The organism is Bradyrhizobium sp. CIAT3101 (assembly GCF_029714945.1).
Classification (GTDB): Bacteria; Pseudomonadota; Alphaproteobacteria; order Rhizobiales; family Xanthobacteraceae; genus Bradyrhizobium.
Window position 1 is genome coordinate 5,343,336 of record NZ_CP121634.1, and the last position, 22,798, is coordinate 5,366,133.

Here is a 22,798-nt window from a genome sequence, read left to right on the forward strand (position 1 = left end):
CGCTTCCGCCTTCGCTCTCCGAGCTTGCGCGGACAGGACGCTGGCAATGACGGCGGGACGTTAGGGCCGGATCGTCATGTTCTCCGGCGGCCCTGCTTTTCGCAACGGCTCGGCCAGCCGCGCGAACTCGCACAACAGCGAGCGGGTCTTGCGCGGATCGATGATCTCCTCGACCCAGAATTTTTCGGCCGAGCGGAACGGCGAGCGCAGCTTGTTGAGCCGTTCCTGGATCTCGTTGAGCTTGGCTTCCTTGTCCTCGGCCGCGTCGATGTCGGCGCGGTAGGCGGCCTCGATGCCGCCTTCGAGCGGCAGCGAGCCCCAATAGGCCGACGGCCAGGCGTAACGGATCGAGAAGCGGTCGGCCGGCTGATGCACGACACCGGCGACGCCGAAGGCGTTGCGCAGGATCACGGTGCACCAGGGCACGGTGGTCTGGTTAACCGCGGCCATGGCGCGCACGCCGTGGCGGATGGTCGCCGCCTTCTCGGCGTCGAGACCGATCATGAAGCCGGGGCAATCCATGAGATAGACGATCGGCAGATGGAAGGTCTCGGCGAAGTCGACCCAGCGCACCACCTTCTGGCAGGCATCCGCCGTCCAGGAGCCGCCATAGTGAAAGCTGTCGCTGGCGAGCAGCATCACCGCCCTGCCCTCGAGCCGCGCAAGGCCCACGATGATCGGCTTGCCGAAATTGGAGGCGACCTCGAAGAACGAGCCCTTGTCGACGACCTGCTCGATGATCGGCCGCATCTTGTAGACCTGCTTGCGGTTGCGCGGCACCGCATTCATCAGCGCCTCTTCGCTGCGCTCCGGATTATCGATGCAGGGCAAGGTCGGCGGCAGCTCGTAGACCGATGACGGCAGGTAAGAGAGGAAGCGGCGCGCGCAGGCAAAGGCCTCCTCCTCGGTGTCGACGGCATGATCGACCGCGCCGGCGCGGGTCTGGATATCCGCGCCGCCGAGTTCTTCCTTCGAGAGGTTCTGCCCAAGCGCCTTCACCACCGGCGGACCGGCGACGAACATCGCGGACTTCCGCGTCATGATGGAATAATGGCTGGCGGCCAGACGCGCAGCGCCGAGCCCCGCAACCGAGCCGAGGCCCAGCGCGACCACCGGAACGCGCGACAAATTCTCCGTCGTGAAGCGATACCAGCGCGTGCCGCCGATGCCACCCGGCAGGTTCGCCGCACCCTTGGTCTCGATGGTCTTGACCGAGCCGCCGCCGCCGGAGCCCTCGATGATGCGCACGATCGGCAGACGGAGGTCGTGCGCCATCTCCTCCGCCATCAAGGGCTTTGCCGAGATCGACGCATCCGCCGAGCCGCCGCGCACCGTGAAATCGTCGCCGACGACAACCACGGTGCGGCCGTCGACGCGCGCGCGGCCGAACACGCAGTTCGCCGGCGTCACGGTCTTCAGCTCGCCTTTGGGATCGTACTCACCGATGCCGGAAACGGCACCGATCTCGTGGAAGCTGCCCTTGTCGATCAGTTTGTCGATGCGTTCCCGAACAGTCAGCCGGCCCTGGTCATGCTGTCGCTTGACCTTGTCAACGCCGCCCATCTCCCGCGCGAAGGCTTCGCGCCGGGCGAGCTCGTCGAGTTCCGGCTTCCAGTTCATTCACTCCCTCCGAATTGATCGGCTTGTTATTGTTGTGCACGGCCATTGCGACCGGTTTGCGCGAGATGCGGTTGTTGAAGGCGTCGCCTTCCGCGCCCTCCATCAGGCTGCCGAGCGAACGGCCGAGCGCGACCATCACCGGCGCGACTTCGGCGTGGAGACGCTGCTCGTCATACATCGCCGAGAGAAGGCCGATCGTGACGACCACGAAGGTCTGGTACTGCGGCGACCAGATCGGCACCGCCAGGCCATTGATGTGCGGGCTCCACAGGCCGCAGGCCGTGACATAGCCGCGCTCGCGCAGCGACTGCCGGTTGGCCTCGATGCGGGGCCTGAGGATCTTCGCCGCCTCGGGCGCTTCGCGCTCCATTTCGGCGATGTAGGCATCGCCGACTTCCGGCGACAAGGCCGCGGTGTAGGCCGCACCCGCAGCGGTCGAGGCCATCGAGATGCGGCTGCCGGTGCCCTCGTGCAGACCGAGTGCAGAGGCCGAGCGCGCGAACTGGAGATAAACGAGATGGAAGCGATCGGGCACGACGAAGCCGACGGTGCCCGGCAATTGGTCGGCGACTTCCTGCAGCCGCTGGCGAATCATGCTGCGCAGCTGCGCGCCCTTCATCATCGAGGCGCTCATCGCCACCGCGCTCGGCCCGATGCGATATTTCTGATCGCGCGGCAGGTAAACCAACTGCCCCATGCGCGTCAGCGTGTGCGTGAGCCGCGACACGGTGGAACGCGGCAGGCCGCAGCGATTTGAAATCTCGAGATTGCCGAGCCTGCTATCGTGGCCCTCGAAGCATCGCAACACGTCGAACGCGCGCGACACCACCTGGATGACATCACCTTCACCGGCATCGCCAGCGAGTGCACCTTGCCTACTCAACCGCTCCGAACGTCGTCCCATGATCCCTACCGTTTGTTCCGCTCTGCGGAATTAAATTCCACTTGTGAAAGACGCTACCTCAGGCATTTTGCGACGACAACAAAAAGGCGATGGCATGCCAGAAATAAAGATCGTCACTGAAGTTGCGGGACGTATCTGCGCAACGCCCGTGCAAGTTGGAGGAACCGTCGCGGATGGCGAAGACGTTGTGATCGTCGAGGCCATGAAGATGGAGATCCCGGTGTCCTCGCCTGCGGCCGGCACGCTCAAATCACTGCTCGTGAAGATCGATGACCTTGTCGCCGAAGGCCAAGCGATCGCTATCGTCGCGAGCTGAGCACGCGCCGCCGGCGGCTTCTCATCCGCGACAATCTGAAACAGATCATATGACGATCGTGCGCGGCGTCTTGCGTTCGGGCGTTACGGTGAAGCCTTGGCAAGCCGAACGGGTTGCGCATGTCAGGATTGCGTTGCACAAGGGTGGCGATGATAGCGCAACCGCCGCCCGCCGCCGCCTGGACCCGCTCGAAGCCGCCGCTGCTGCGGTTTCTCGACACATGCCTGAATGAGTTCTCCGCGGAGACCTCTGGCGCAGTTGCGGATTATATTCCCGAGCTGAGCAAGGCCGACCCTGCCTATTTCGGCATCAGCCTCGCCACGCTCGACGGCCATGTCTACGAAGTGGGCGACTCCAGGGTGCCCTTCACCATCCAGTCGATGTCAAAGCCGTTCGTGTTCGCGCTGGCGCTGGATCTTCTGGGTGCGGGCAAGGTCGAAAGCGCGATCGGCGTCGAGCCCTCGGGCGATCCCTTCAACTCGATCCGGCTCAATGCGGAGAATCATCCGTTCAACCCGATGGTCAATGCCGGCGCGATCGCCTGCACCGGACTGATCCATGCGAGCAAGGGCGCTGATGCTTTCGAGCAGATCCGGCTCGCCCTCAGCCGCTTTGCGGGGCGCGACCTCGCAGTTGATGAGGCGGTCTACACGTCCGAAAGTCAGACCGGCGACCGCAACCGCGCCATCGGCTATCTGCTCAAGACCAATGCGGTGATCTCGGACAACGTCGCCGGCGTGCTCGACGTCTATTTCCGCCAATGCGCGGTGCTGGTCACCGCGCGCGACATCGCGATCATGGCGGCGACGCTCGCCAATCGCGGCGTCAATCCGGTCACCGGCGATCAAGTGCTGACGCCGTACGCGATCTCGCGGACGTTGTCGGTGATGACCTCGTCAGGCATGTACGATTACGCCGGCGAGTGGATCTACCGGATCGGCATCCCCGCCAAGAGCGGCGTCGGCGGCGGCATCCTGGCCGCGCTCCCCGCCCGCCTCGGCCTTGGCAGCTACTCGCCAAGGCTCGACAAGCACGGCAACAGCGTGCGCGGCATCAAGGTCTGCGAGGCGCTGTCCTCGCACTACGATTTGCACATGCTCAACCGCAGCGATGACGCCCGCAACGCCGTCATCGCGGACTACGATATCGGCAAGAGCCCGTCACGCCGCGTCCGCCGCCAGCAGGAGCGCGACATCCTCGCCGCGCATGAAGAGGCCGTGCGGGTCATCGAGCTGGTCGGCACGCTGTCGCTCTCGGCGGTCGATTATGTCTCGCGCCGGCTGGCCGATCGACCGCGGCCGCAGTTCGTGATCTTCGATCTTCACCGCGTCACCTCCACCACGCGGGCCGGCGCGCGCCTTGTGGCCGAAGCCTTCGAGCAGCTCGCCGCGCTGAACGTCACCGTGGTGATTTCCGGCGTCCGTCGCGCCTCCAAGGAATGGGACAGCTTGCGGGAATGGACCGCGGAGCTGAAGAACGTTCGCGATTTCTACCTGCTCGATACCGCGATCGAATGGGCCGAAGACCAGATCGTCTACCGCTATGGCGGTTCGATCGATTTCCACGAGACCACCGAGCTGTCCGAACAGCCGCTGCTCGACGGCCTCAGCGCCGAGGAGCTGACGGACCTCGCCTCGATCTGCACGATCAAGACCTATCACTCCGGTGCAAAGATCATCACCGCAGGCGATCCTGCCGACGCCCTGTTCTTCCTGCGCAGCGGCGCCGTGCATGTCACCCTGCCCGATGGCGTCAGGCTTGCGACGCTGACCGCCGGCATGGCCTTCGGCGAGATGGCACTGATCGAGACCGCCCGCTCCGCCGACGTGTTCGCGGACATGGCGGCGACCGCCTTCGAAGTGTCGCTCAGGGATTTCGAGCGTTTTCGCCGGCAGCACCCGCGCGCCTCCGAGCGCATCATGCGTAACCTGGCGCAGCTCCTGGCCGATCGCCTGATCGTCGCCAACACCAAGGTCGATATTCTGACGTCGACGTAAGCGATCGCCTATCGGCTTGCCGCCTCGCTGATACGTCGCTTGATCTTGGCCGCGCTGGCCTTCAGCAATTCGGACGGCTGCTGGCCGGTCGCGGCGCACAGGCAGGCCCAGTAGTAGATGACATCGCCGAGCTCTTCGATCAGCCCCGCCTTGTCGAGCCAGTCGTCGCGCAGCAGCTTCTTGATGTGCTCGGCGACCTCGCCGGATTCACCGGCGAGGCCGAGCCCGAGATAGGACAGCCGTTCGTTCGAGGGATGCTCATCGACTTTCGCAACGGTCGCAGCCCAGGCCGCATATTCATCGATCGTCATGACCATCCCTCGCAAGCCTCGCTGTGGATCAGCCCACCACCTCGGTGACGGGCTGGAGATCGATCTCGAACGTCTCCAGGAACTTCGACGTCATGATGTAGAAGCCGACCGAGAGCTGCAGCTCGACGAGCGCTGCCGGCGTCAGCTTTGCGGCAATCACCTTGAAGGTCGCATCCGTCGGCTTCTTCAGCTTCACGATCTCGTCGGTGAAGGCGAGCGCGGCGCGCTGCGTCTCGTCGAAACAGGTCGCAGCCTGCCAGTTCTCCAACGCCTCGTTCTGCGCGTCGGTGACGCCGACGTTCTTGCCGATGCGCTTGTGCGCGACGATCTCGTAGGGCGCCTCGCACAGAATGCCGGTGCGCGTGATCGCGAGCTCGCGCACAATGGGATCGAGCTCGCCCTTGTGGCGGATCGCGCCGCCGAGGCGGCAATACTGTTCAAAATAGCTCGGCGAATGCGACATCATGCGGAAGATGTTGGCATTGCGGTTCTTGTCGAGGATTTCGCGGGTGCGGTCGGACGCCTTGGACGGGTCGCTGTAGTCGATGCGGGCCATGATCACCTTGGGTCTTGTTATCGTTTTTTGGACGACCCAAGACTATTCTTGCCCCGACGCAAGAGCAACATCATGCGGAGGACTTCGGCTCCGGAAATGCCGTCGGATCGGCAAAGCGCCTGACGATGTTGGTCACCAGCAGGGCCGCCACGTTGGCGTAGCCGTCGACCGGCAATGCGCCGATGAAATTCATCGAGCCGACCGAAAAGACCGCGCCGCCATTCGGCGTTTCGAAAAAGGTCAGGTCGGAGCGAATGATGTCCTCGCGCGACGCCGGCCAGGTATGGTCGTAGCGCTCTTCGTTGACGGGCTGATAGGTCGGATCATCAAGCACAGCGCGGCCGATAATGATCGCATGATGCGGCGTGCCGAGGCGCGTGTCCGCGCGGTCAAGCTCGTGACCGGCCGCGCCTCCGCCCATGAAGCCGCGCTCGCCAAGCCTGGCACCGGGGCTCGCCAGATCCTCGATCCCCTCGCGCATGAACGCGACGCGGGGATCGAGAATGCCGTCGAGGAAGGTGTAGGGGAAACCCTTGTATTCCCCTTGCGTGCTGAAGCCGACGCCGACCAGCGCCTGCGGCGGCCGGCCAAGCCGCCGCCAGAGGCCACCATAGGACCCATCGAACGCATGATAGCTCTCGCCGGGCAGCGTTTCCCAGAGTCGGATGCCGCCCTCGGCGCGCCGCAGCTCGAAAGCCCAGGTGCCTGTCGCGTGCGGCACCACTTTCCAGTAGAAGCCGTTGCCGCCGAGATACATGAAGCGGCCGCCATTGCCGACATAGCCACCGAGCGCATCGAGCGTCTCGTGCGTATGATATTCCGGATGCTGCCCGGTCAGGACGACCGAATATTTCGACAGCAGATCGACGCCTTCGGCATGGACGTCGTGATCGGTGATGACTTCGAAGTCGATGCCCTTGCAGGTCAAGAGATCGGTGATGGCGCTGTCGGCGGCGATCCAGTAGAGGCCGGAACCGTCATCGCTGGGATCGACCAGGTGGATCTGGTTGACGCGCTTGTCGATCAGCGGCCGGCGCATGGTCGACATCACCACGCCGCTGCCGTCCGAATGGAAATTGTAGGGCGAGACGCCGTATTCCGGATGACCATCCGGCGCCTGTGCCAGCGCGCCCCAGGCCAGCGAGCGCTCCGTGATCAGAGCCTGCCTGCCCTTCTTCTGATACTGGCTGTAGACGGTGTAACTGAAGGTCGGCGCGAGGAACGCCACCTTGGCCTGCGATCCCGGTATTTTGGCGCGGACATAGAAGACGATGTTGTCGCGCGCGCCGTCCTTTTCGAGGTGCAGCGCATAGACGCCGCTCGTCCAGTCCTCCGGCACGGTGAAGCTCAGCGACGGCTGCCAGCCGGAATCGCCGATATCATCATCGTGGAAATGGATCGCGCCCCAGAGTTTTGGCTCTTCCGTCCAGCGATGCGTCACTCCGCCAGTCCAGCGCGAGCCCGTCATCGCGCGCGTCGGCAAATTGACGCAGGTGCCGTGCGCCTTGGCTGCGCCGATATCTGTCGCCGTGTCGGTCGGAATGCCGATCGAAAAATCCCATTCGGCGATGGCCGGGGGCGCCGCGCCGGAGGCTTGCGCGGCGATGACGCCGTCAAGACCGGTGCTGCCGTCGGTGATGCGCGGCCGCTCGATCTTGCCATTGAAGTGATGGACTGCGCTCCGGCTTCCGCGCTCCGCGGCGATTGCCGCCGCGCCCGTGCCGGCCAACGCGGCCTTTGGCGCGCTCAGCGTTTTCGTCGCGCGCTCGTCGTGGTCGAGCCTGATCTGGCGTGGCGCCTGCGCGATCGCCAGCGATCCGGTCGCGGGATCGAACAGGCAGGCGATATCGTGCCAGGCACGCTCGGTGAGCGCGATATCGGTCTCGACCTCGACGGTGCCCTCACCGGTCACATGCCGGGCGAAAGCCCCCCTTTCACCGACGCCGAGCGTCAGCGAGCCGCCGGCGCCCGCAAAATTCAGCACGGCCTGCTTGCCCGCGGCGAGCAAGGTCGGCCAGACGGTCGCAGCGAAGGCGACCGGACCTGCCGGCAAAGTCAGCGCGGATACATCGACCCATGAGCCCTTGGCGATGGTCTGCTCGATCCCGTCGTGCTGGCCTTCGAGATCCCACTTCACCGGAATCTCGCGATAGCCGGGCCCCCTGGGGTTCGGGTCGCCGCAGATGATTTGTGCGATCCGCGCCAAATAGCGCCCGCCGCCTTTGACCGCGATCATGAACTTGATGTCGTCGCCGGGGCGCACGCTCCAGCGGTCCGCATAGCCGGTGATCGGAAGCATCGAAAATCCTTCTTCAGGCGCCGCGCACGTTCCAGAACAACGGCAGGCCCTTGAGCATGCCGGTGAGGCTCTTCTTGTACGCGGTCGGCTGATAGAAGACACCAAGCGGCACATAGGGAACATCGACAAAGCACTGCTTCTGCATCTCGATGCCGATCTTGGCCTGCGCGGCGGCATCGGGCGCTGCGAACCAGGAATCCCGGAGTTGCTCCAGCTTCTCGCTCCTGGCCCAGCCGAAGGTCGCCTTGTCACCGCTGCCGCGGATGAAGTTGTGGGCCGACGGATTCAGTTGCGTGACGCCGGCGGAATAGGTGCAGAAGGCGCTGTATCCGCCCTTGTCCGGCGTCTCGCGGTTGCCCATGCGGCGCAGCATCGAGCCCCAGTCCATCATGGCGTAATCGAGATTGAAGCCGAGCTTGCGGAACAGATCGGCGGCGACCTCGCTCATCTGTCCGATGACGGGGAAATCGCCCGGCGCCATCAACAGGACTTTCTCACCCTTGTAGCCGGCATCCTTGATCGCCTTGGCGGCGGCGGCGATGTCCCGCGGACCATTCAGCGCGTCCATGCCGGCATCGTTTGCCATGGCGCCACCGGGCGCGAAGAAGCCGACCTTGTCGCGCCAGAGGCTGGTATCGTCTCCCGCAACCGCGGACATGAACTCCTTCTGGCTGATGGCGGAGAGCACGGCGCGGCGGATGGCCGGGTTGTCGAAGGGCGGCTGCGTATGGTTGAAGCGCAGCACGCCGACATTGCCGATGGGATCGAGCAGTTCGACATTCAGCGCCTTGTTCGCCTTCAGCTTCGGCAACAAGTCGACGATGGGCTGATCCCACCAGTCGATCTCGCCCTGCTGAAGCGCGGCCGCGGCCGTCGCGGGATCCGGGATGACCTGCCACTCGACCCGGTCGAAATAAGCGACCTTCGGACCTGCAAGGAGGCTCGGCGTCCCCTCGGGACGCGGCACATAGCCGTCGAAACGCGAGTAAACGAGACGCGCGCCGGGCACGTGCTGATCGGCCTGGAATTTGAACGGACCGGAGCCGATCAGCTCCTTGACCGGCGTGACGCTGTCGGTCTGCGCCAGACGCTCCGGCATGATGAAGGCAATGATGGCACCGACCTTGCCGAGCGCCTCCGGCAGCAGCGGAAACGGCGACTTGAGCCGCCAGCGCACGGTCTTGTCATCAGGCGCAGAGACCTCATCGACCAGATTGAAGAGCGAATTGCCGAACGCATCGCGCGAGGCCCAGCGCTTCAGGCTCGCCACCACGTCGCGCCCGCGCACCGGCTCGCCGTCGTGGAATTTCAAGCCGTCGCGCAAGGTCATCGTCCAGAGCTTGCCGTCGTTCTCGACGGTGTGGCCGGCGACCATCTGCGGCTGAACCTGGAATTTCTCGTCGACGCCGTAGAGGGTATCCCAGATCAGGAAGCCATGATTCCGGTTGACCAGGCCGGTGGTGATCATCGGATCGAGAATGGCCGCATCGGCCTGCGGCACGAAGCGCAGCACGCGCGAGCCCTGCGCGCGGGCCAGCCGCGGCATCGGAAGGGTCGAACCCAGGGCGACGCCGAGACCGGCGCCCAGTGTGGATCGGAGCAGGTCTCGACGACGCATGTTTTGTCTCCTCAACGGATTACGAAGATGGACGGTTCTCGGCAAGCTTGGCTTCGGCGCCGGACAAGGTCCGCGCGAACAGGTCGAGCGCTTCGTCGACCCCGGCTTCGTCGATGATGAGCGGCGGACAGAACCCGATCGTATCGCCCATTGCGCGGATGATCAGGCCATTCTCGATCGCAAGCGCATCGAACATCGCGCCGACCTTCAACGCCGGATCGAACGCCCGCCGCATCGCGGGATCAGCGACCAGCTCGACCCCGATCATCAAGCCTTCGCCGCGAACCTGGCCGACGATGCGCGAATCCCGCGCGATCTGCTCCAGCCCGGCACGGAGCCTGCCGCCCATGCGGCGGACATGCGGCACGACGTCCATCTCGTGATAGATCTTCAGCGTCTCGAGCGCGATGGCCGCGCCGACCGGATGTCCGGAATTGGTGAAGCCGTGGCCGAACAGCTCGCCCCCCTTGTTCATTTCGGCAAGCGCATCCCGGATCGGACGTCCGAGCAGCACGGCTGACATCGGGAAGTAGGACGAGGTGATGCCTTTGGCGAGCGCCACCATGTCCGGCTTCATGCCGACCGTCTCACAGCCGAACCAGTTACCGGTGCGGCCGAAGCCGCAGACCACCTCGTCGCCGAGCACCAGGATGTCGTGACGGCGCAGCACCGCCTCGATCGCAGCGAAATATCCTCTCGGCGGCACGACGATGCCGCCGCCGGCGTTGATCGGCTCGGCGATGAAGCCAGCGATCGTATCGGGTCCCTCGGCCATGATCAGCGCTTCGAGATCGGCCGCAAGGCGAGCGACGAACGCCGCCTCGCTCTCGCCAGGCCTCGTGCCGCGATAGGCATCCGGGCAATGTGTATGCAGGAAGCCGTCGAGCGGGAGGCCGAATTCGCGGTGCATGCGGGGCAGACCGCACATCGAGGCCGCGACGATCGTCGAACCATGGAACCCGCGGTCGCGAGCGATGATCTTGCGCTTCCCCGGCTTGCCATGGACCGCGTGATAGACCCAGGCGAGCTTCACCATCGTCTCGGTGGCTTCCGAGCCCGACGTGGCGAAATAGGCCTGCGCATCCGGGATCGGCGAGATCTCGACCAGCTTCTCGGCGAGGTCGATCGTGTTGTCGGGCGTCTTGTGATTGAAGCTGTGATAGAATCCAAACTTGTCGTAGGCCGCGGCTGCGGCCGCCTTCAGCCGCGCCTCGGAAAAGCCGAGCGAGGTGCACCAGAGCCCGGCCATCGCTTCCAGATAACGCTTGCCGCTTGCGTCATAGACATGGACGCCCTCGCCGCGCGTCATGATCAGCGGTCCGATTTCTGCATGATGCAGAGGATTGGTCTGCGAGTGCAGATGGAACGCGATGTCGCGCGCCTCGGCTGAATTCAGTCTTCGGTCGGACACGCGCGGTTGCTCCGTCTTCCCGCCGGTGATGCAGATCCGGCGTCGGTTCGACCCAAATTGGTCAGGCCAAATTGGTCTGACCAGCTTGGCTTTCGCGCGGCAGCTTGTCAAACTCAAAAAAACAGCTGATGAGCACGAAGATGTTGCACGACCCTCCAACCAAACCTGAACGCAGCTTCGAGATCGTCGCGCGGCGCATTGCTGCAATGATCCAGACGAGTTACCGCATCGGCCAGCGCCTGCCGGCCGAGCGCGATCTCGCGAAGACTTTTGGCGTGTCGCGCCCGACGGTGCGCGAGGCCATCCTGTCGCTGGCGATGGCCGGGATGCTGAAGGTCCGCAGCAATAGCGGCGTCTATGTCATCAGTCGTCAGGAGGCGCCTGATGTGCATGTGCTCGAAGGCTTTGGGCCGTTCGAGAATCTGGAAGCGCGTCAGCTCATCGAGCCGCAGATCGCGGCGATCGCGGCGCAGCGCGCCTCGGAGGCCACCTTCGTGCAGCTTGCCGAAGCACTCGCCATGATGCGCTGGGAACACGCGCAGGGACGCGAGGCCGACACGTCGGACCACCGCTTCCACATGGTGCTGGCCGAGGCGACGGGAAACGGAGCACTGGTGTCGATCAGCGACTCCTTGTGGCGTGCGCAAACCGAGTCCGGCATCTGGCAGGAGATTCACAACCACATGCAGATGGAGGATTATCGTCCCATGTGGCTCAGGGATCACGAAGCCATCTTCGAAGCCGTTCAAGCGAGGAGCGCTCGCAAGGCGAGCCAGGCGATGACACGTCACCTCAACAATATCAGGGATGCGCTGATGGTGGCTTCGAAGGCCAAATCGATGGCCACACCGAAATCGTCCGGGAACTCTTCCAAGAAAATTCGATGAGACTTGTCGCGGTCGAGGAAAGGTTCCTCAAACTCTGCGCAGCGAGACCGCAGGAGCAACATCATCGAGTCAAAATGCCGCCGCATTGCTGATCGACCTTGGCACAGTCGATATTCGCCGCGTGGGGACTTGATTGCGGTGAGTACTCGAAGTGGGGTGTTCCGAGTAAAATAATTGGCCGTCGGGTGCGCGAGTAGCGCAACGATGAGTCACGCCCAAGTCTAGGGAGAAAACTGCATGAAGGAAGCCACCAAGGGGGCGGCCTCGGAAGCGCTCGCGCATATGCTGGCGGTGATGGCGATGCTCGTCATCGCCAGCATATTATTCTACGGGCGTTGAGTTAGCTTTTGACGGGCGTTGCGTTCGCGTTTTCCAGTTTTCGTCATTCCGGGGTGGCCCTCGCACAGGCCAGGCCCAGAATACCCGTTCCAGGCTCGGTCCCTTGGACCGCCCCCGAATGACGAAGCCCACTACGCCTTCTTCGCAAAGAACGGCACGAGCTTACCCGCAAACGGCTTGAAGCCGGCGATCACCTCGTCGCCAATGGCAAGATCATTCTCGCCATGGGCCATCATGCGAAATCCCTCGGCGCAATCGACCAGCAGGATGTTGTAGGGCACGTGCGCCCGCGTCTCGGGCGTCGCGGCGCGGCAGACCAGCGAGGTCGCGTAGACCCTGCCCTTGCCGCCGGCACGCGCTTCGTGCAGGTCTGACGCACCGCAGGCCGCGCAAAAGGCGCGGTGGAAATATTGCACATGGCCGCATGCGCTGCAGGTCTGAAAGGTGATGGCCTCTTCGCCCTTGGTCCAGTCCGCGATTCGCTCGCTCATCGCACCTGCTCCAGAAACATGCTGACATGGGACGACAGCACGCCGCCGTCGCCGTGCAGCAGCGCAATCGAGGCATCGCGAACCTGGCGATTCGCCGCCCGTCCCGTCATCTGCAGATGCGCCTCGACCAGATGCGCCATGGCGCCGCCGACACCGCAATGGCCGTAACTCAGGAGGCCGCCATGGGTGTTGAGCGGCATCGCGCCGTCACGGCCAAAATGGCCTGAGCGCACGCGTGCCGCCGCCTCGCCGCGGCCGGCCAGGCCGAGGTCTTCCAGCAGCATCGCGAGCGTGATGGTAAAACTGTCGTAGATCGCGGCGTAACGCACGTCGGAGATCGCAAGGCCGGTGGCCTCCCTGGCGCGCGCGATGGAGATTTCGGCGCCGAGCTCGCTCAAGCCGGGCGCAGCGGTGACGTGCTGATGGGTATGCGCCTGGGCGCAACCGCGGATGCGCACGCCCGCCTCGCCGGTCCGCTCGCGGCTGATGACGAAGGCTGCGCCGCCGTCAGACACCGGGCAGCAGTCGAGCAGCTTGAGCGGCATCGCCACCGGCTTCGAGGCCATGACGTCGGCGACCGTGATGGGATCGTGGAATTGAGCGCCGGGATGCGCGCAGGCATGCGCGCGCATCAGCACGGCGAATTCGGCGAGGTCCTGTTCGGTGACGCCGTATTCGTGCATATAGCGGGTGGCGACCAGACCGTAATAGGCGGGAATGGTCGGGCCCAGCGGCACCTCGTAGTCGGGATGACCGACCTGCGCCAGCGCCTGGATCGAGGCATCACGGCTCTGCCCGGTCAGGCGGTTCTCGCCGGCGACGACGAGCACGTTGCGGCAGACGCCGGCGTCAACGAGATGATGGGCGAGCATCGTCATCGCAAGTCCGGTGGCGCCGCCGACCTGCACGGCGTGCGCATAGGACGGCCGGATACCAAAATGTTCAGCGAACACCGTCGCCAGCATGATGTGCGGCGACACCGTTGAGTAACCGCAGAGGATGCCATCGATCTCCGCCCGCTTCAGCCCGGCATCGTCGAGCGCGGCTGAAGCAGCCTTGCTCATCAGGTCGAGCGAGGACGAACCTTCGTGCTTGCCGTAGGGCGTGAGGCCGACGCCGGTGATGAAGCTCATGATGCCCTCCTACTCCGGCACCGAGCGCGTGACGCCATCGCGAACCATGGCGGCGATGTCGTCGGCGGAGTAACCGATCTCGCGCAGGATCTCCGCACCATGCTCGTTGAGGCGTGGGGCGAGCCTGACAGGCTCGGCCTCGGTCTCCGACCAGGTGGCCGTGACCTTCATGCTGCGGATCGGGCCTTCGGTCGGATGGTTGACGACCGGGAAGAAGCCCGTCGCCTCCAGATGCTGGTCGTGCAGGATCGACGCGAGGTCGTGCATCGGCATCACGGGCACGTCGGCCCTGGTCAGCAGCTCGATCCACTCGGCCGTGGTGCGCGTCTCGAAGATGCGCGCGAGCTCGGCATAGACGACGTCGATATTGGCGGCACGGCCGGCGAAGGTTGCGAATTTGGGATCGGCGCGCAGGTCGTCGCGCCCCGTCGCCTTGAAGAAGTTCTCCCACTGCTTGTCGTTGTAGACGATGACGCTGAGATAGCCGTCGGAGGTCTTGTAGGGCCTGCGGTCGCGCGAGAGGTGGCGGGCATAGCCGCCCTTGTCGAGCGGCGGCTCGTAAGTGAGCCCGCCCATGTGATCGCCCATGACGAAGCCGGCCATGGTCTCGAACATCGGGATGTCGACGCGCTGGCCGCGGCCGGTGCGGTCGCGATGCACGAGGCTGGCGCAGATCGCGCCGACGGCGGTGAGGCCGACGATGCGGTCGACCAGCGCGTTCGGCACGTAGCGCGGCACGCCGTCGCCGGTCTGCGCCATCAGGGCGGGGAGCGCGGTGGCGCCCTGGATCAGATCGTCATAGGCGGGTTTTGCGGCATAGGGCCCGTCCTGACCGAAGCCGAACACGCCGGCATAGACGAGGCGCGGGTTGATCGCGGAGACGACATCATAACCAAGCTGAAGCCGCGCCATCGCCTGCGGGCGGACGTTGTAGACGAGAACGTCGGCATCCTTCAGCAGCCGCAGCACGGCCTCGCGTCCCGCAGGCTTCTTCAGGTCGAGGCAGATCGATCGCTTGCTGCGGTTGGTGTTGAGAAACACCGGGCCCATGCCGGTATGCCGCATCGGGCCGATCAGGCGGGTGACGTCGCCGTCGAGCGATTCCACCTTGATCACGTCGGCACCGTAATCGCCGAGCATCTGGGTCGCATAAGGCCCCATCAGCACGGTGGTCATGTCGACGACCTTGATGCCCTTCAGCGGCCCCATTCGTTCGCTCCCGATTGCGCAGGCTATGGATTCCTGTTTTGACGCGTTTTCTTTATGCGAACCGGCATCCACTTCGCTCGAAAACGCTACAGGCGCGGCCCCGCGATTTCGGTCCAGCTAAAGGCAGTGATGCAGCGCGCGCAAGGGCGGCCGGGGTATGGCCGCATGCGCGGTGCGACCCCTATTTCTTCTGGCGGGATTCGCGGATTTTCATGAGGCGATCGAGCTCGTCGTTCTGCTGGTTGATACGGTCGGCGATGCGCGACTCGTTCTGCTCGCCCGAGGCGGCCGCAGCCTGCTCGATCAGCTGGCGGATATTGTCTTCGAGGATCGCGATGCGATCGTTGAGGGCTTCAATAGAGAGTGAATCTTCGTAGGCATTGCTCATGATAGCTTTCTCTCAAATCAATCAGGAGCCGTAGGGTGGGCAAAGCGCAACGTGCCCACCATGATCTAACGCAAGGAAATGGTGGGCAAGGGGCTTGCGCGCCATTGCCCACCCTACGGGACTGGCTACTTCAGAGGTTCGAGGACCGAGACGTAGTTGGCGACGGCGGCGCCGCCCATGTTGAAGATGCCGCCGAGTTTTGCGTTCTTGAGCTGCATGCCCTCGGGCGCCTGGCCTGCGAGCTGCATCGCGGTCATCACGTGCATGGAGACGCCGGTGGCGCCGATCGGATGGCCCTTGGCCTTGAGGCCACCGGACGGATTGACCGGCAGCTTGCCGTCCTTGAGGGTCCAGCCTTCCTTGATGGCGCGGGCGCCCTGCCCCTTCGGCGTCAGGCCCATTGCTTCGTACTCGATCAGCTCGGCGACGGTGAAGCAGTCATGGGTCTCGACGAAGGAGAGATCGTTGAGCGTCACGCCGGCCTGCTCCAGCGCCCGCTGCCAGGCGACCGTGCAGCCTTCGAACTGGAGGATGTCGCGCTTGGACATCGGCAAGAAGTCCTGGGCGTGCGCGGTGGCGCGGAAGCCGATCGACTTGCCCATGCCCTTGGCAGTCTCGGCATCGGCCAGCACCAGCGCGGCCGCGCCGTCGGAGACCAGCGAGCAGTCGGTGCGCTTCAGGGGGCCGGCGACATACGGATTCTTCTCGCTCTCGGCGCGGCAGAAGTCGAAGCCAAAGTCCTTGCGCATCTGGGCGAAGGGATTGGCGACGCCGTTCTTGTGGTTCTTGGCCGCGATCAGCGCCAGCGCATCGGACTGGTCGCCGTATTTCTGGAAATAGGAGCTGGCGATCTTGCCGAACACGCCGGCGAAGCCGCCGACGGTGTCGCCGTCCTCGGGCAGATAGGACGCCTTGAGCAGGTTCTTGCCGATCTCCGGACCCGGGGTGCGGGTCATCTGCTCGACGCCGACAACCAGCACGATCTTGGCCACGCCCGCGGCAATCGCGCGCAGGCCCTGGTGCACTGCGGCAGAGCCAGTGGCGCAGGCGTTCTCGACGCGGGTCGCCGGCTTGAAACGCAGCTTCGGGTCGGCCTGAAGCACCAGTGAGGCGGTAAAATCCTGCGCCGAGAAGCCGGCGTTGAAATGGCCGAGCACGATCTCGTCGACATCGGAGGCCGAAATGCCGGCATCGGCCATCGCCTCGTTGGCGACGCGGGTGACGAGGCTTTCGACGGTTTCGGTGTCGAACTTGCCGAACGGCGTATGCGCCCATCCGACGATGCTGGCGGTCATGGTCTTTTCTCCCTGGCGGTCTCTTGCTGACCCAAGTCTTATCCTGACCTAAGTCTTAGCCCAGGGATGGCAAGACTTCACGCAGGTTTAAGGGCCTGGAGGGTGCGCTGGCAGATGGCAGTTATGCCGGCCCAGTTCCCGGCCTTGATCTCGGCTGTCGGGCACAGCCAGGAACCGCCGACCGCAACGACATTGGGCTCGGCGAGCCACGTCGCCGCGTTGGCCTCACCGACCCCGCCGGTCGGGCAGAACCGAACGTTCGGGAACGGCCCACCGAGCGAGCGCAGCCCCTTGATGCCGCCGGCCTGCTCCGCCGGAAAGAATTTTGCGACGTCGAATCCATGCGACAGCGCCATCATCAGCTCGGACGCCGTGGCGATGCCGGGCGCAAACGGCAAGGAGCTGTGCGCGGCGGCCTTGAGGAGATCGGGGGTCAGGCCCGGGCTGATGCCAAAGGCGACGCCGATCTTCTCCACACGGGTGAAGTCGGCCGGATTGAGAATGGTGCCGATGCCGACGACCGCGTCGGGGACTTCGGACATGATCGCCCGCGCCGCCTCGATCGCGATGGGGGTGCGCAGGGTCACCTCCAGCGTGCGAACGCCGCCGGCCACGAGGGCTTGCGCCAACGGCACGGCATCCTGAATGCGGTCGATGGTCAGGACGGGAATGACGGTCGCGGCCTTGAACAGCGCGACGAGGTGGTTCTGTTGGGCGGTCGTGGGCATCTCTGGGATCTTTTCGTTTTACTTGGTCGCTTGACGCGTGGTCGCCGGCCGGTGCCGCTTCTTCGGCGGCATGGCATAGCCCGGAATGATGGCGCCGGGATAGCAGATCACGAGGCTGGCGAGGCGATGGCCGGCCTGGGCGGCCTCGACCGGATCGGAACCGCCGAGCCGGGCCGCGATATAGGCCGCGGCAAAGCTGTCCCCGGCCGCCGTGGTGTCAACGACCGGCTTGGTCATTGGTTCGGCGTGGACCTCATAGGTCGCCCCGGGAAAGCGCAGCATGCTGACGGGCTCGGCCAGGCGGAACACCAGCTCGGGCGTCGGGATACGCGCCATCAGCTGTTCACGGCTTTCGCCGGGATAGAGCGCGAGCAGATCCTCGGTCGAGGTCAGCACGATGTCGGCGGCGGCAAACGCCGCGGCAAACACCTCGCGCGCGACGTCGCGGTCGGGCCAGCCGCGTGCGCGAAAATTCGTGTCGAACACGAAGCGGGTGCCGAGCAGCCGGGCGCGCTTGATCGCCGCGAACAGGCGGTCGCGTCCGGCGGCGTCGTAGATCGAGAGCGTGATCGCCGAGAGATAGACGATGTCGTAGCTCATCAGCGAGTTGAGCAGTTCGTCGGTCTCCGGCAGGCTCATCAGCTGCCGCGCCGCCGCACTGTCGCGCCAGTGAAAGAACTGGCGCTCGCCGTTGGCATCGAGCTGGATCATGTAGAGGCCGGGCAGCTTGCCCGGCAGCCGCACCACGCGCCGCGTGCCGACGCCCTCGGCATTCCAGGCCGTGATCATCTCCTCGCTCATGCCGTCGTCGCCGAGCGCGGTGAGATAGTCGACCTTGATCTCGAGCCGCGCCAGATAGACCGCCGTGTTGAGGGTGTCGCCGCCGAAGCCGCGCGAGAACAGGCCACCGCCCTGCCCGGCAGACTGGCCGGTGGACTGTCCACCTTGGGCCTGCCGGAGCTCGACCATGCATTCACCGATGCAAGCAACGCTCGCCATCGTCATGTCCACGCTGTTCATCTCCAACGATCAGGCGACGAAATTGCCGCCGAGTTCGTCGTCGATGTGGATGCGGATGATATCGTCGAAGGACTTCTCTTCGGTGGTGAAGCCGAGCTCGCGCGCCCGCTTCGCCTCGAAATTGCGCGGCCAGCCGCCGACGATGCCGACGATGAACGGATCGAGCTCATGCTTGATGCGCGCGGCGACCTTGTCGCCCGCGACCCGCCTGAGCGCGGCGATCTGCTCGCCGACCGTGGCCGAGAAGCCCGGCATTGTCAGGTTGCGACGCGGACCGACCTTGGCGAGGTCCATGGTGCCGGCATGAAGCAGGAAGCCGACGGCCGAGCGCGGCGTGGCGTGCCAGTGGCGGACGTCCTCGGAGACCGGGAGAACCGCTTCCTTGCCGGCGAGCGGTTCGCGCAGGATGTTGGAGAAGAAGCCCGATGCCGCTTTGTTGGGCAGGCCGGGACGGATGCAGATGGTCGGCAGGCGAATGCCGATGCCGTCGAGGAAGCCGCGGCGCGAATAATCTGCCAGCAGCAGCTCGCCGATCGCCTTCTGGGTGCCGTAGCTGAGCAGCGGCGTGTGGAAGAACTCGTCGCCGATCGCATCCGGGAACGGCGCGCCGAACACCGCGATCGAGGACGTGAACACGACGCGGGGCTTGTAGCCGCCACCGACGAGCCTGACAGCGTCAAGCAGCATCCGCGTGCCGTCGAGATTGATGCGGTAGCCCTTGTCGAAATCGAGCTCGGCCTCGCCCGAGACGATCGCGGCGAGATGGAAGATCACGTCGGGGCGGCCGGCGATCAGCTTCTCCGCGGCGCCTGGCACGGCGAAATCGCCCGAGACGGTCTCGACGGGGAAACCGGCCTTCTCCGGCTTCTTGGGCTCGACCACGTCGTGCATGGTCAGCTTGGTGATGTCGCTCTTGCCGAGCCGGCCGTCGCGCAAGAGACGTTCACACAATTTGCGGCCGACCATGCCGGCAGCACCCAGAACCAGAATGTGCAAGAGCCTACTCCTTCTTATTGGCCGGAACGCGCCGCCCTTGATCTACAGACGCGTTCCCAGGCAGGCCCCGCGATCATTCCTTCACGGCGCCGGTCATCGCCGACACATAGTACTCTACGAAGAAGGAATAAAGGATAACTACGGGGACCGAGCCGGTCAGGGCCGCCGCCATCAGGGCGCCCCAATGGTAGACGTCGCCATTCACGAGCTCGGTGATGGCGCCGACCGGAATCGTCTTGTTTTCCGACGAGGAGATGAAGGTCAGCGCGTAGATGAACTCGTTCCAGGACAACGTGAAGGCGAAGATGCCCGCCGAGATCACCCCCGGCAGCGACAGCGGCAGCGTGATCTTGGTCAGGATCTGCAGCCGGGTCGCCCCGTCGATCAGCGCGCATTCCTCGAGCTCGTACGGGATGGTGCGGAAATAGCCCATCAGCAGCCAGGTGCAGAACGGGATCAGGAAGGTCGGATAGGTCAGGATCAGCGCCAGATTGCCGTCAAACAGGCCGAGCTGGAACACGATCGCCGCCAGCGGAATGAACAGGATCGAGGGCGGGACGAGATAGCCGAGGAAGATCGCAAGGCCGACATAGCGCGAGCCCTTGTAGCGGAGGCGCTCGATCGCATAGGCCGCGCAGACGCTGGCGAACAACGAGATGAAGGTCGAGGACACCGAGACGATGACGGTGTTCCACATCCACAACGGATAGTCCGTGTCGAAGAACAGCTTCTTGATGTGCTCGAGCGTCGGATGCGCAATCAGGAACGGATTGTACTTCTCATAGTCGTACATCTCCGCGTCCGGCTTGAACGTCGTCACCGCCATCCAGTAGAACGGGAACAGCAGGAAGACGATGATGAGGCCGAGCGGAAGGTAGACGCGGAGGAACTTCCGCGGAAAACTTTCCAGATAGTCCATTCCGACGCTTTGGTCGTCCACGGTGGTCATGGTCAGTCCCTCCCGCCCTGCTGCCAGCGGGAGCGCTGAAGCCCGAAGAAGCTCAACAGGATTGCCGCGACCAGGAACGGGATCATCGCGTTCGAGATCGCCGCGCCCTCGCCGAGATTGCCGCCGGTGATGGCGCGCTGGAACGACAGCGTCGCCATCAGATGGGTCGCGTTGATCGGGCCGCCGCGCGTGATGGTGTAGATCAGCTGGAAGTCGGTGAACGTCATCAGCACCGAGAACGTCATCACCACCGCGATGATCGGCGACAGCATCGGCAGCGTGATGTGGCGGAAGCGCTGCAGGTTGGTAGCGCCATCGAGATTGGCGGCCTCGTAAAGCGACGGCGAGATCGTCTGCAATCCCGCCAGCAGCGTGATGGCCACGAAGGGGACGCCGCGCCAGATGTTGGCGAGCACCACCGACCAGCGCGCATTCCAGGGATCGCCGAGGAAGTCGATGTAGTGGGTCAACAGGCCCGCCTTGATCAGCAGCCAGGAGATGATCGAGAACTGGCTGTCATAGATCCACCAGAACGCGATCGCCGACAGCACGGTCGGCACCACGAAGGGCAACAGCACGATGGCGCGGACCATCGACTTGAACGGCAGCCGCTCGTTGAGCAGCAGGGCCAGGTAAAGTCCGACCGCGAATTTCACGATGCTCGCGAACACCGTGTAGAAAATGGTGTTGAACACCGACAGCCAGAACACGCTGTCCTTGGACAGCGAGACGAAGTTCTGGAAGCCGATGTAACGACCGACGCCGCCGATCTTGGTGTCGGTCATGCCGAGCCAGAATCCGAGCGCGAGCGGATAAGCCAGAAACAGGATCAGGATCGCGATCGCCGGCACCATGAACATGGCGCCGAGAAAATGCCGGCTTTCGAACGCCCTGCTCCACAAGCTGCTGCGCTTGACCTCCGCAGCGGCGGGCTCGGCGATAACGGCCATGTCGGACTCCCCTCAAAGAACGACAACGGCGGCGCCCAGCAAACCGGACGCCGCCGCCTGTGGCTGATCAGACCTGGTAGTAGCGCTTGGCACGCTCGGCAGCGCGCTTGGCTGCTTCCTGCGGCGTGGCCGAGCCGGATGCGGCTTCCGCGAACATGTCCACCACCACGAAGTCGCCCATGACGGCAGCCGAGGCGTAGCCGAGATCGCCGGCATAGCCGTTGTCGCGGCAGCGCTTCAGGCAGTCGCGATACGGCGTGATCTTGGGATCGGAGGTCCAGACCGGGTTGTCGTTATAGGCCGGGAGCGGCGGCGAGACGTAGCCGTTGGAGGCCACCTCCCACGCGTCGTAGTTCTCCTTGTCCATCATGAACTTGATGAACTCCTTGACCGCCTTCGGATACTTCGAGTGCTTGTAGCCGTAGTAGACCAGGACGTTCTGCTGCTCGGTCGACACGCCCACGGGGCCGATCGGCATCGGCGCGTGGTTCATATCCTTGGCGATCTCCTGCTGCTTCGGATCGGTCGAGTTCTTGCCGACGGTCCAGATCGAGATGCCGTTCAGGGTGAGGCTGAGCTCGCCGTTCAGGAACGCCTTGTTGTTGTTCGAGTCGTTCCACGACAGCACGCCCGGAATGAACGTCGCATAGAGCTGCTTGACGTATTCGATCGCGGCGATCGTCTCCGGCGAGTCGATCACGACCTCGTTCTTGTCGTTGACGACCTTGCCGCCGAACGCCCACAGCGCCCACTGGCACCAGCCGTTGGCGTCGCCCGTGGCGTGGCCGAGCGCGAAGCCGGCCGGCGTGTTGTTCTTCTTCAGCGCCTGGCACAGCTTGAGGAAGCCGTCGGTGTCCTTGGGGAATTCCTCGAAGCCCGCGGCCTTCACGTGGCTGATGCGGTAGTTGAGGCACCCGCCGGTCGCGCCCTGCGGGATGGCGATCCAGTTGTTGCCCTTCTTGCCGTAGCGCTCGGCCACCGGATACCAGCCGCCATATTGCTTGCCGAGATAGTCGGCGACGTCGGTCACGTCGATCAGCTTCTCGGGGAATTTGAAGGGATCGTCGAGCGTGCCGACGATGAGATCCGGACCGGCGCCGACATTGGCGGCGACCGCGGCCTTCGGGCGGATGTCTTCCCAGCTCTCGGCCTCGAGCTTGACCTTGATGCCGGTCTTTTCGGAGAACTTCTTGGTCTGCTCGGCGAACTTGTCGAACTCGGCCTGGATGAACTGCTTCCAGCGCAGCACGCGAATGGAGGCGTTCGGCTCCGGCGTGTTGGTCCACTCCGCAGCACGCACCGGGACGATCCCTGGGCCAGCGAGCAAAGCTGCGCCGCCCAGGCTGGCTTTAAGCACACTACGCCTGTCGAAATGGCTCAT

General features: G+C 64.4%; 21 protein-coding genes. 3 read left to right on the forward strand and 18 right to left on the reverse strand.

Annotation, left to right across the window (positions count from 1 at the left end):
- Window positions 1-60 precede the first annotated feature (60 nt).
- The gene (locus QA645_RS25440; protein WP_254130853.1) at window positions 61-1,620 is read right to left on the reverse strand and encodes a carboxyl transferase domain-containing protein; all 1,560 of its coding nucleotides are present in this window, start codon (window positions 1,618-1,620) and stop codon (window positions 61-63) included.
- Window positions 1,550-2,524, reverse strand: a complete 975-nt coding sequence (locus QA645_RS25445) for a helix-turn-helix domain-containing protein (protein WP_283044352.1) — start codon at window positions 2,522-2,524, stop codon at window positions 1,550-1,552. The genes QA645_RS25440 and QA645_RS25445 overlap by 71 nt, the downstream gene beginning before the upstream one ends.
- A gap of 94 nt (window positions 2,525-2,618) precedes the next feature.
- Between QA645_RS25445 and QA645_RS25450 the strand changes: the two genes are divergently transcribed.
- Both QA645_RS25450 and glsA read left to right on the forward strand, forming a co-directional pair.
- The gene (locus tag QA645_RS25450) at window positions 2,619-2,840 is read left to right on the forward strand and encodes an acetyl-CoA carboxylase biotin carboxyl carrier protein subunit (protein ID WP_254135382.1); all 222 of its coding nucleotides are present in this window, start codon (window positions 2,619-2,621) and stop codon (window positions 2,838-2,840) included.
- A gap of 149 nt (window positions 2,841-2,989) precedes the next feature.
- Entirely contained in the window at window positions 2,990-4,837 is a 1,848-nt protein-coding gene (gene glsA, locus QA645_RS25455) for a glutaminase A (RefSeq protein ID WP_283044353.1), read from the forward strand.
- 8 nt (window positions 4,838-4,845) lie between these two features.
- Here glsA and QA645_RS25460 read toward each other — a convergent pair whose 3' ends face one another.
- From QA645_RS25460 to QA645_RS25480, 5 genes are all read right to left on the reverse strand, one after another.
- Window positions 4,846-5,148 carry a nucleoside triphosphate pyrophosphohydrolase family protein gene (locus QA645_RS25460; protein WP_254130850.1) on the reverse strand — a complete coding sequence of 101 codons (303 nt, stop codon included), beginning with the start codon at window positions 5,146-5,148 and terminating at the stop codon, window positions 4,846-4,848.
- Between the two features lie 28 nt (window positions 5,149-5,176).
- Window positions 5,177-5,704, reverse strand: coding sequence for a carboxymuconolactone decarboxylase family protein (locus QA645_RS25465; protein WP_283044354.1), 528 nt, complete (start codon window positions 5,702-5,704; stop codon window positions 5,177-5,179).
- A gap of 70 nt (window positions 5,705-5,774) precedes the next feature.
- Complete coding sequence (locus tag QA645_RS25470; protein WP_283044355.1) at window positions 5,775-8,003, reverse strand: N,N-dimethylformamidase beta subunit family domain-containing protein; 2,229 nt, start codon at window positions 8,001-8,003, stop codon at window positions 5,775-5,777.
- 13 nt (window positions 8,004-8,016) lie between these two features.
- Window positions 8,017-9,621: an ABC transporter substrate-binding protein gene (locus QA645_RS25475; RefSeq protein ID WP_283044356.1), complete on the reverse strand. Its 1,605-nt coding sequence runs from the start codon at window positions 9,619-9,621 to the stop codon at window positions 8,017-8,019.
- A 19-nt stretch (window positions 9,622-9,640) separates the two neighbouring features.
- Window positions 9,641-11,032 carry an aspartate aminotransferase family protein gene (locus QA645_RS25480; RefSeq protein WP_283044358.1) on the reverse strand — a complete coding sequence of 464 codons (1,392 nt, stop codon included), beginning with the start codon at window positions 11,030-11,032 and terminating at the stop codon, window positions 9,641-9,643.
- Window positions 11,033-11,160: 128 nt separating this feature from the next.
- On the opposite strand from QA645_RS25480, the gene QA645_RS25485 reads away from it, so the two are divergent.
- Entirely contained in the window at window positions 11,161-11,919 is a 759-nt protein-coding gene (locus tag QA645_RS25485; RefSeq protein WP_283044359.1) for a FadR/GntR family transcriptional regulator, read from the forward strand.
- Between the two features lie 470 nt (window positions 11,920-12,389).
- Here QA645_RS25485 and QA645_RS25490 read toward each other — a convergent pair whose 3' ends face one another.
- From QA645_RS25490 to QA645_RS25540, 11 genes are all read right to left on the reverse strand, one after another.
- Window positions 12,390-12,749: an OB-fold domain-containing protein gene (locus QA645_RS25490; RefSeq protein ID WP_283044360.1), complete on the reverse strand. Its 360-nt coding sequence runs from the start codon at window positions 12,747-12,749 to the stop codon at window positions 12,390-12,392.
- Window positions 12,746-13,882: a thiolase family protein gene (locus QA645_RS25495; protein ID WP_283044361.1), complete on the reverse strand. Its 1,137-nt coding sequence runs from the start codon at window positions 13,880-13,882 to the stop codon at window positions 12,746-12,748. The genes QA645_RS25490 and QA645_RS25495 overlap by 4 nt, the downstream gene beginning before the upstream one ends.
- Window positions 13,883-13,891: 9 nt before the next feature.
- The gene (locus QA645_RS25500) at window positions 13,892-15,091 is read right to left on the reverse strand and encodes a CoA transferase (RefSeq protein WP_283044362.1); all 1,200 of its coding nucleotides are present in this window, start codon (window positions 15,089-15,091) and stop codon (window positions 13,892-13,894) included.
- A 181-nt stretch (window positions 15,092-15,272) separates the two neighbouring features.
- Window positions 15,273-15,479, reverse strand: a complete 207-nt coding sequence (locus QA645_RS25505; RefSeq protein WP_254130841.1) for a hypothetical protein — start codon at window positions 15,477-15,479, stop codon at window positions 15,273-15,275.
- Window positions 15,480-15,604: 125 nt separating this feature from the next.
- Window positions 15,605-16,774 carry an acetyl-CoA acetyltransferase gene (locus tag QA645_RS25510; RefSeq protein ID WP_283044363.1) on the reverse strand — a complete coding sequence of 390 codons (1,170 nt, stop codon included), beginning with the start codon at window positions 16,772-16,774 and terminating at the stop codon, window positions 15,605-15,607.
- A 77-nt stretch (window positions 16,775-16,851) separates the two neighbouring features.
- On the reverse strand, window positions 16,852-17,502 hold the full coding sequence (gene eda / locus QA645_RS25515) for a bifunctional 4-hydroxy-2-oxoglutarate aldolase/2-dehydro-3-deoxy-phosphogluconate aldolase (RefSeq protein WP_254130839.1): 651 nt from the start codon (window positions 17,500-17,502) through the stop codon (window positions 16,852-16,854).
- A gap of 18 nt (window positions 17,503-17,520) precedes the next feature.
- Window positions 17,521-18,501, reverse strand: a complete 981-nt coding sequence (locus QA645_RS25520; RefSeq protein WP_254193250.1) for a sugar kinase — start codon at window positions 18,499-18,501, stop codon at window positions 17,521-17,523.
- A 30-nt stretch (window positions 18,502-18,531) separates the two neighbouring features.
- A complete protein-coding gene (denD, locus tag QA645_RS25525; RefSeq protein ID WP_254130837.1) occupies window positions 18,532-19,518 on the reverse strand; it encodes a D-erythronate dehydrogenase in 987 nt (328 codons plus the stop codon).
- A gap of 73 nt (window positions 19,519-19,591) precedes the next feature.
- Window positions 19,592-20,467, reverse strand: coding sequence for a carbohydrate ABC transporter permease (locus QA645_RS25530; RefSeq protein ID WP_254130836.1), 876 nt, complete (start codon window positions 20,465-20,467; stop codon window positions 19,592-19,594).
- A 2-nt stretch (window positions 20,468-20,469) separates the two neighbouring features.
- On the reverse strand, window positions 20,470-21,417 hold the full coding sequence (locus QA645_RS25535) for a sugar ABC transporter permease (RefSeq protein WP_283044364.1): 948 nt from the start codon (window positions 21,415-21,417) through the stop codon (window positions 20,470-20,472).
- A 67-nt stretch (window positions 21,418-21,484) separates the two neighbouring features.
- Window positions 21,485-22,798, reverse strand: a complete 1,314-nt coding sequence (locus tag QA645_RS25540; RefSeq protein WP_254130834.1) for an ABC transporter substrate-binding protein — start codon at window positions 22,796-22,798, stop codon at window positions 21,485-21,487.

Coding starts and splice junctions, on each gene's coding strand:
- QA645_RS25440 (WP_254130853.1), bottom strand. CDS start 1,620: ATGAACTGGAAGCCGGAACTCGACGAGCTCGCCCGGCGCGAAGCCTTC.
- QA645_RS25445 (WP_283044352.1), bottom strand. CDS start 2,524: ATGGGACGACGTTCGGAGCGGTTGAGTAGGCAAGGTGCACTCGCTGGC.
- QA645_RS25450 (WP_254135382.1), top strand. CDS start 2,619: ATGCCAGAAATAAAGATCGTCACTGAAGTTGCGGGACGTATCTGCGCA.
- glsA (WP_283044353.1), top strand. CDS start 2,990: ATGATAGCGCAACCGCCGCCCGCCGCCGCCTGGACCCGCTCGAAGCCG.
- QA645_RS25460 (WP_254130850.1), bottom strand. CDS start 5,148: ATGACGATCGATGAATATGCGGCCTGGGCTGCGACCGTTGCGAAAGTC.
- QA645_RS25465 (WP_283044354.1), bottom strand. CDS start 5,704: ATGGCCCGCATCGACTACAGCGACCCGTCCAAGGCGTCCGACCGCACC.
- QA645_RS25470 (WP_283044355.1), bottom strand. CDS start 8,003: ATGCTTCCGATCACCGGCTATGCGGACCGCTGGAGCGTGCGCCCCGGC.
- QA645_RS25475 (WP_283044356.1), bottom strand. CDS start 9,621: ATGCGTCGTCGAGACCTGCTCCGATCCACACTGGGCGCCGGTCTCGGC.
- QA645_RS25485 (WP_283044359.1), top strand. CDS start 11,161: ATGAGCACGAAGATGTTGCACGACCCTCCAACCAAACCTGAACGCAGC.
- QA645_RS25490 (WP_283044360.1), bottom strand. CDS start 12,749: ATGAGCGAGCGAATCGCGGACTGGACCAAGGGCGAAGAGGCCATCACC.
- QA645_RS25495 (WP_283044361.1), bottom strand. CDS start 13,882: ATGAGCTTCATCACCGGCGTCGGCCTCACGCCCTACGGCAAGCACGAA.
- QA645_RS25500 (WP_283044362.1), bottom strand. CDS start 15,091: ATGGGGCCGCTGAAGGGCATCAAGGTCGTCGACATGACCACCGTGCTG.
- QA645_RS25505 (WP_254130841.1), bottom strand. CDS start 15,479: ATGAGCAATGCCTACGAAGATTCACTCTCTATTGAAGCCCTCAACGAT.
- QA645_RS25510 (WP_283044363.1), bottom strand. CDS start 16,774: ATGACCGCCAGCATCGTCGGATGGGCGCATACGCCGTTCGGCAAGTTC.
- eda (WP_254130839.1), bottom strand. CDS start 17,502: ATGCCCACGACCGCCCAACAGAACCACCTCGTCGCGCTGTTCAAGGCC.
- QA645_RS25520 (WP_254193250.1), bottom strand. CDS start 18,501: ATGGCGAGCGTTGCTTGCATCGGTGAATGCATGGTCGAGCTCCGGCAG.
- QA645_RS25530 (WP_254130836.1), bottom strand. CDS start 20,467: ATGACCACCGTGGACGACCAAAGCGTCGGAATGGACTATCTGGAAAGT.
- QA645_RS25535 (WP_283044364.1), bottom strand. CDS start 21,417: ATGGCCGTTATCGCCGAGCCCGCCGCTGCGGAGGTCAAGCGCAGCAGC.
- QA645_RS25540 (WP_254130834.1), bottom strand. CDS start 22,798: ATGAGCCATTTCGACAGGCGTAGTGTGCTTAAAGCCAGCCTGGGCGGC.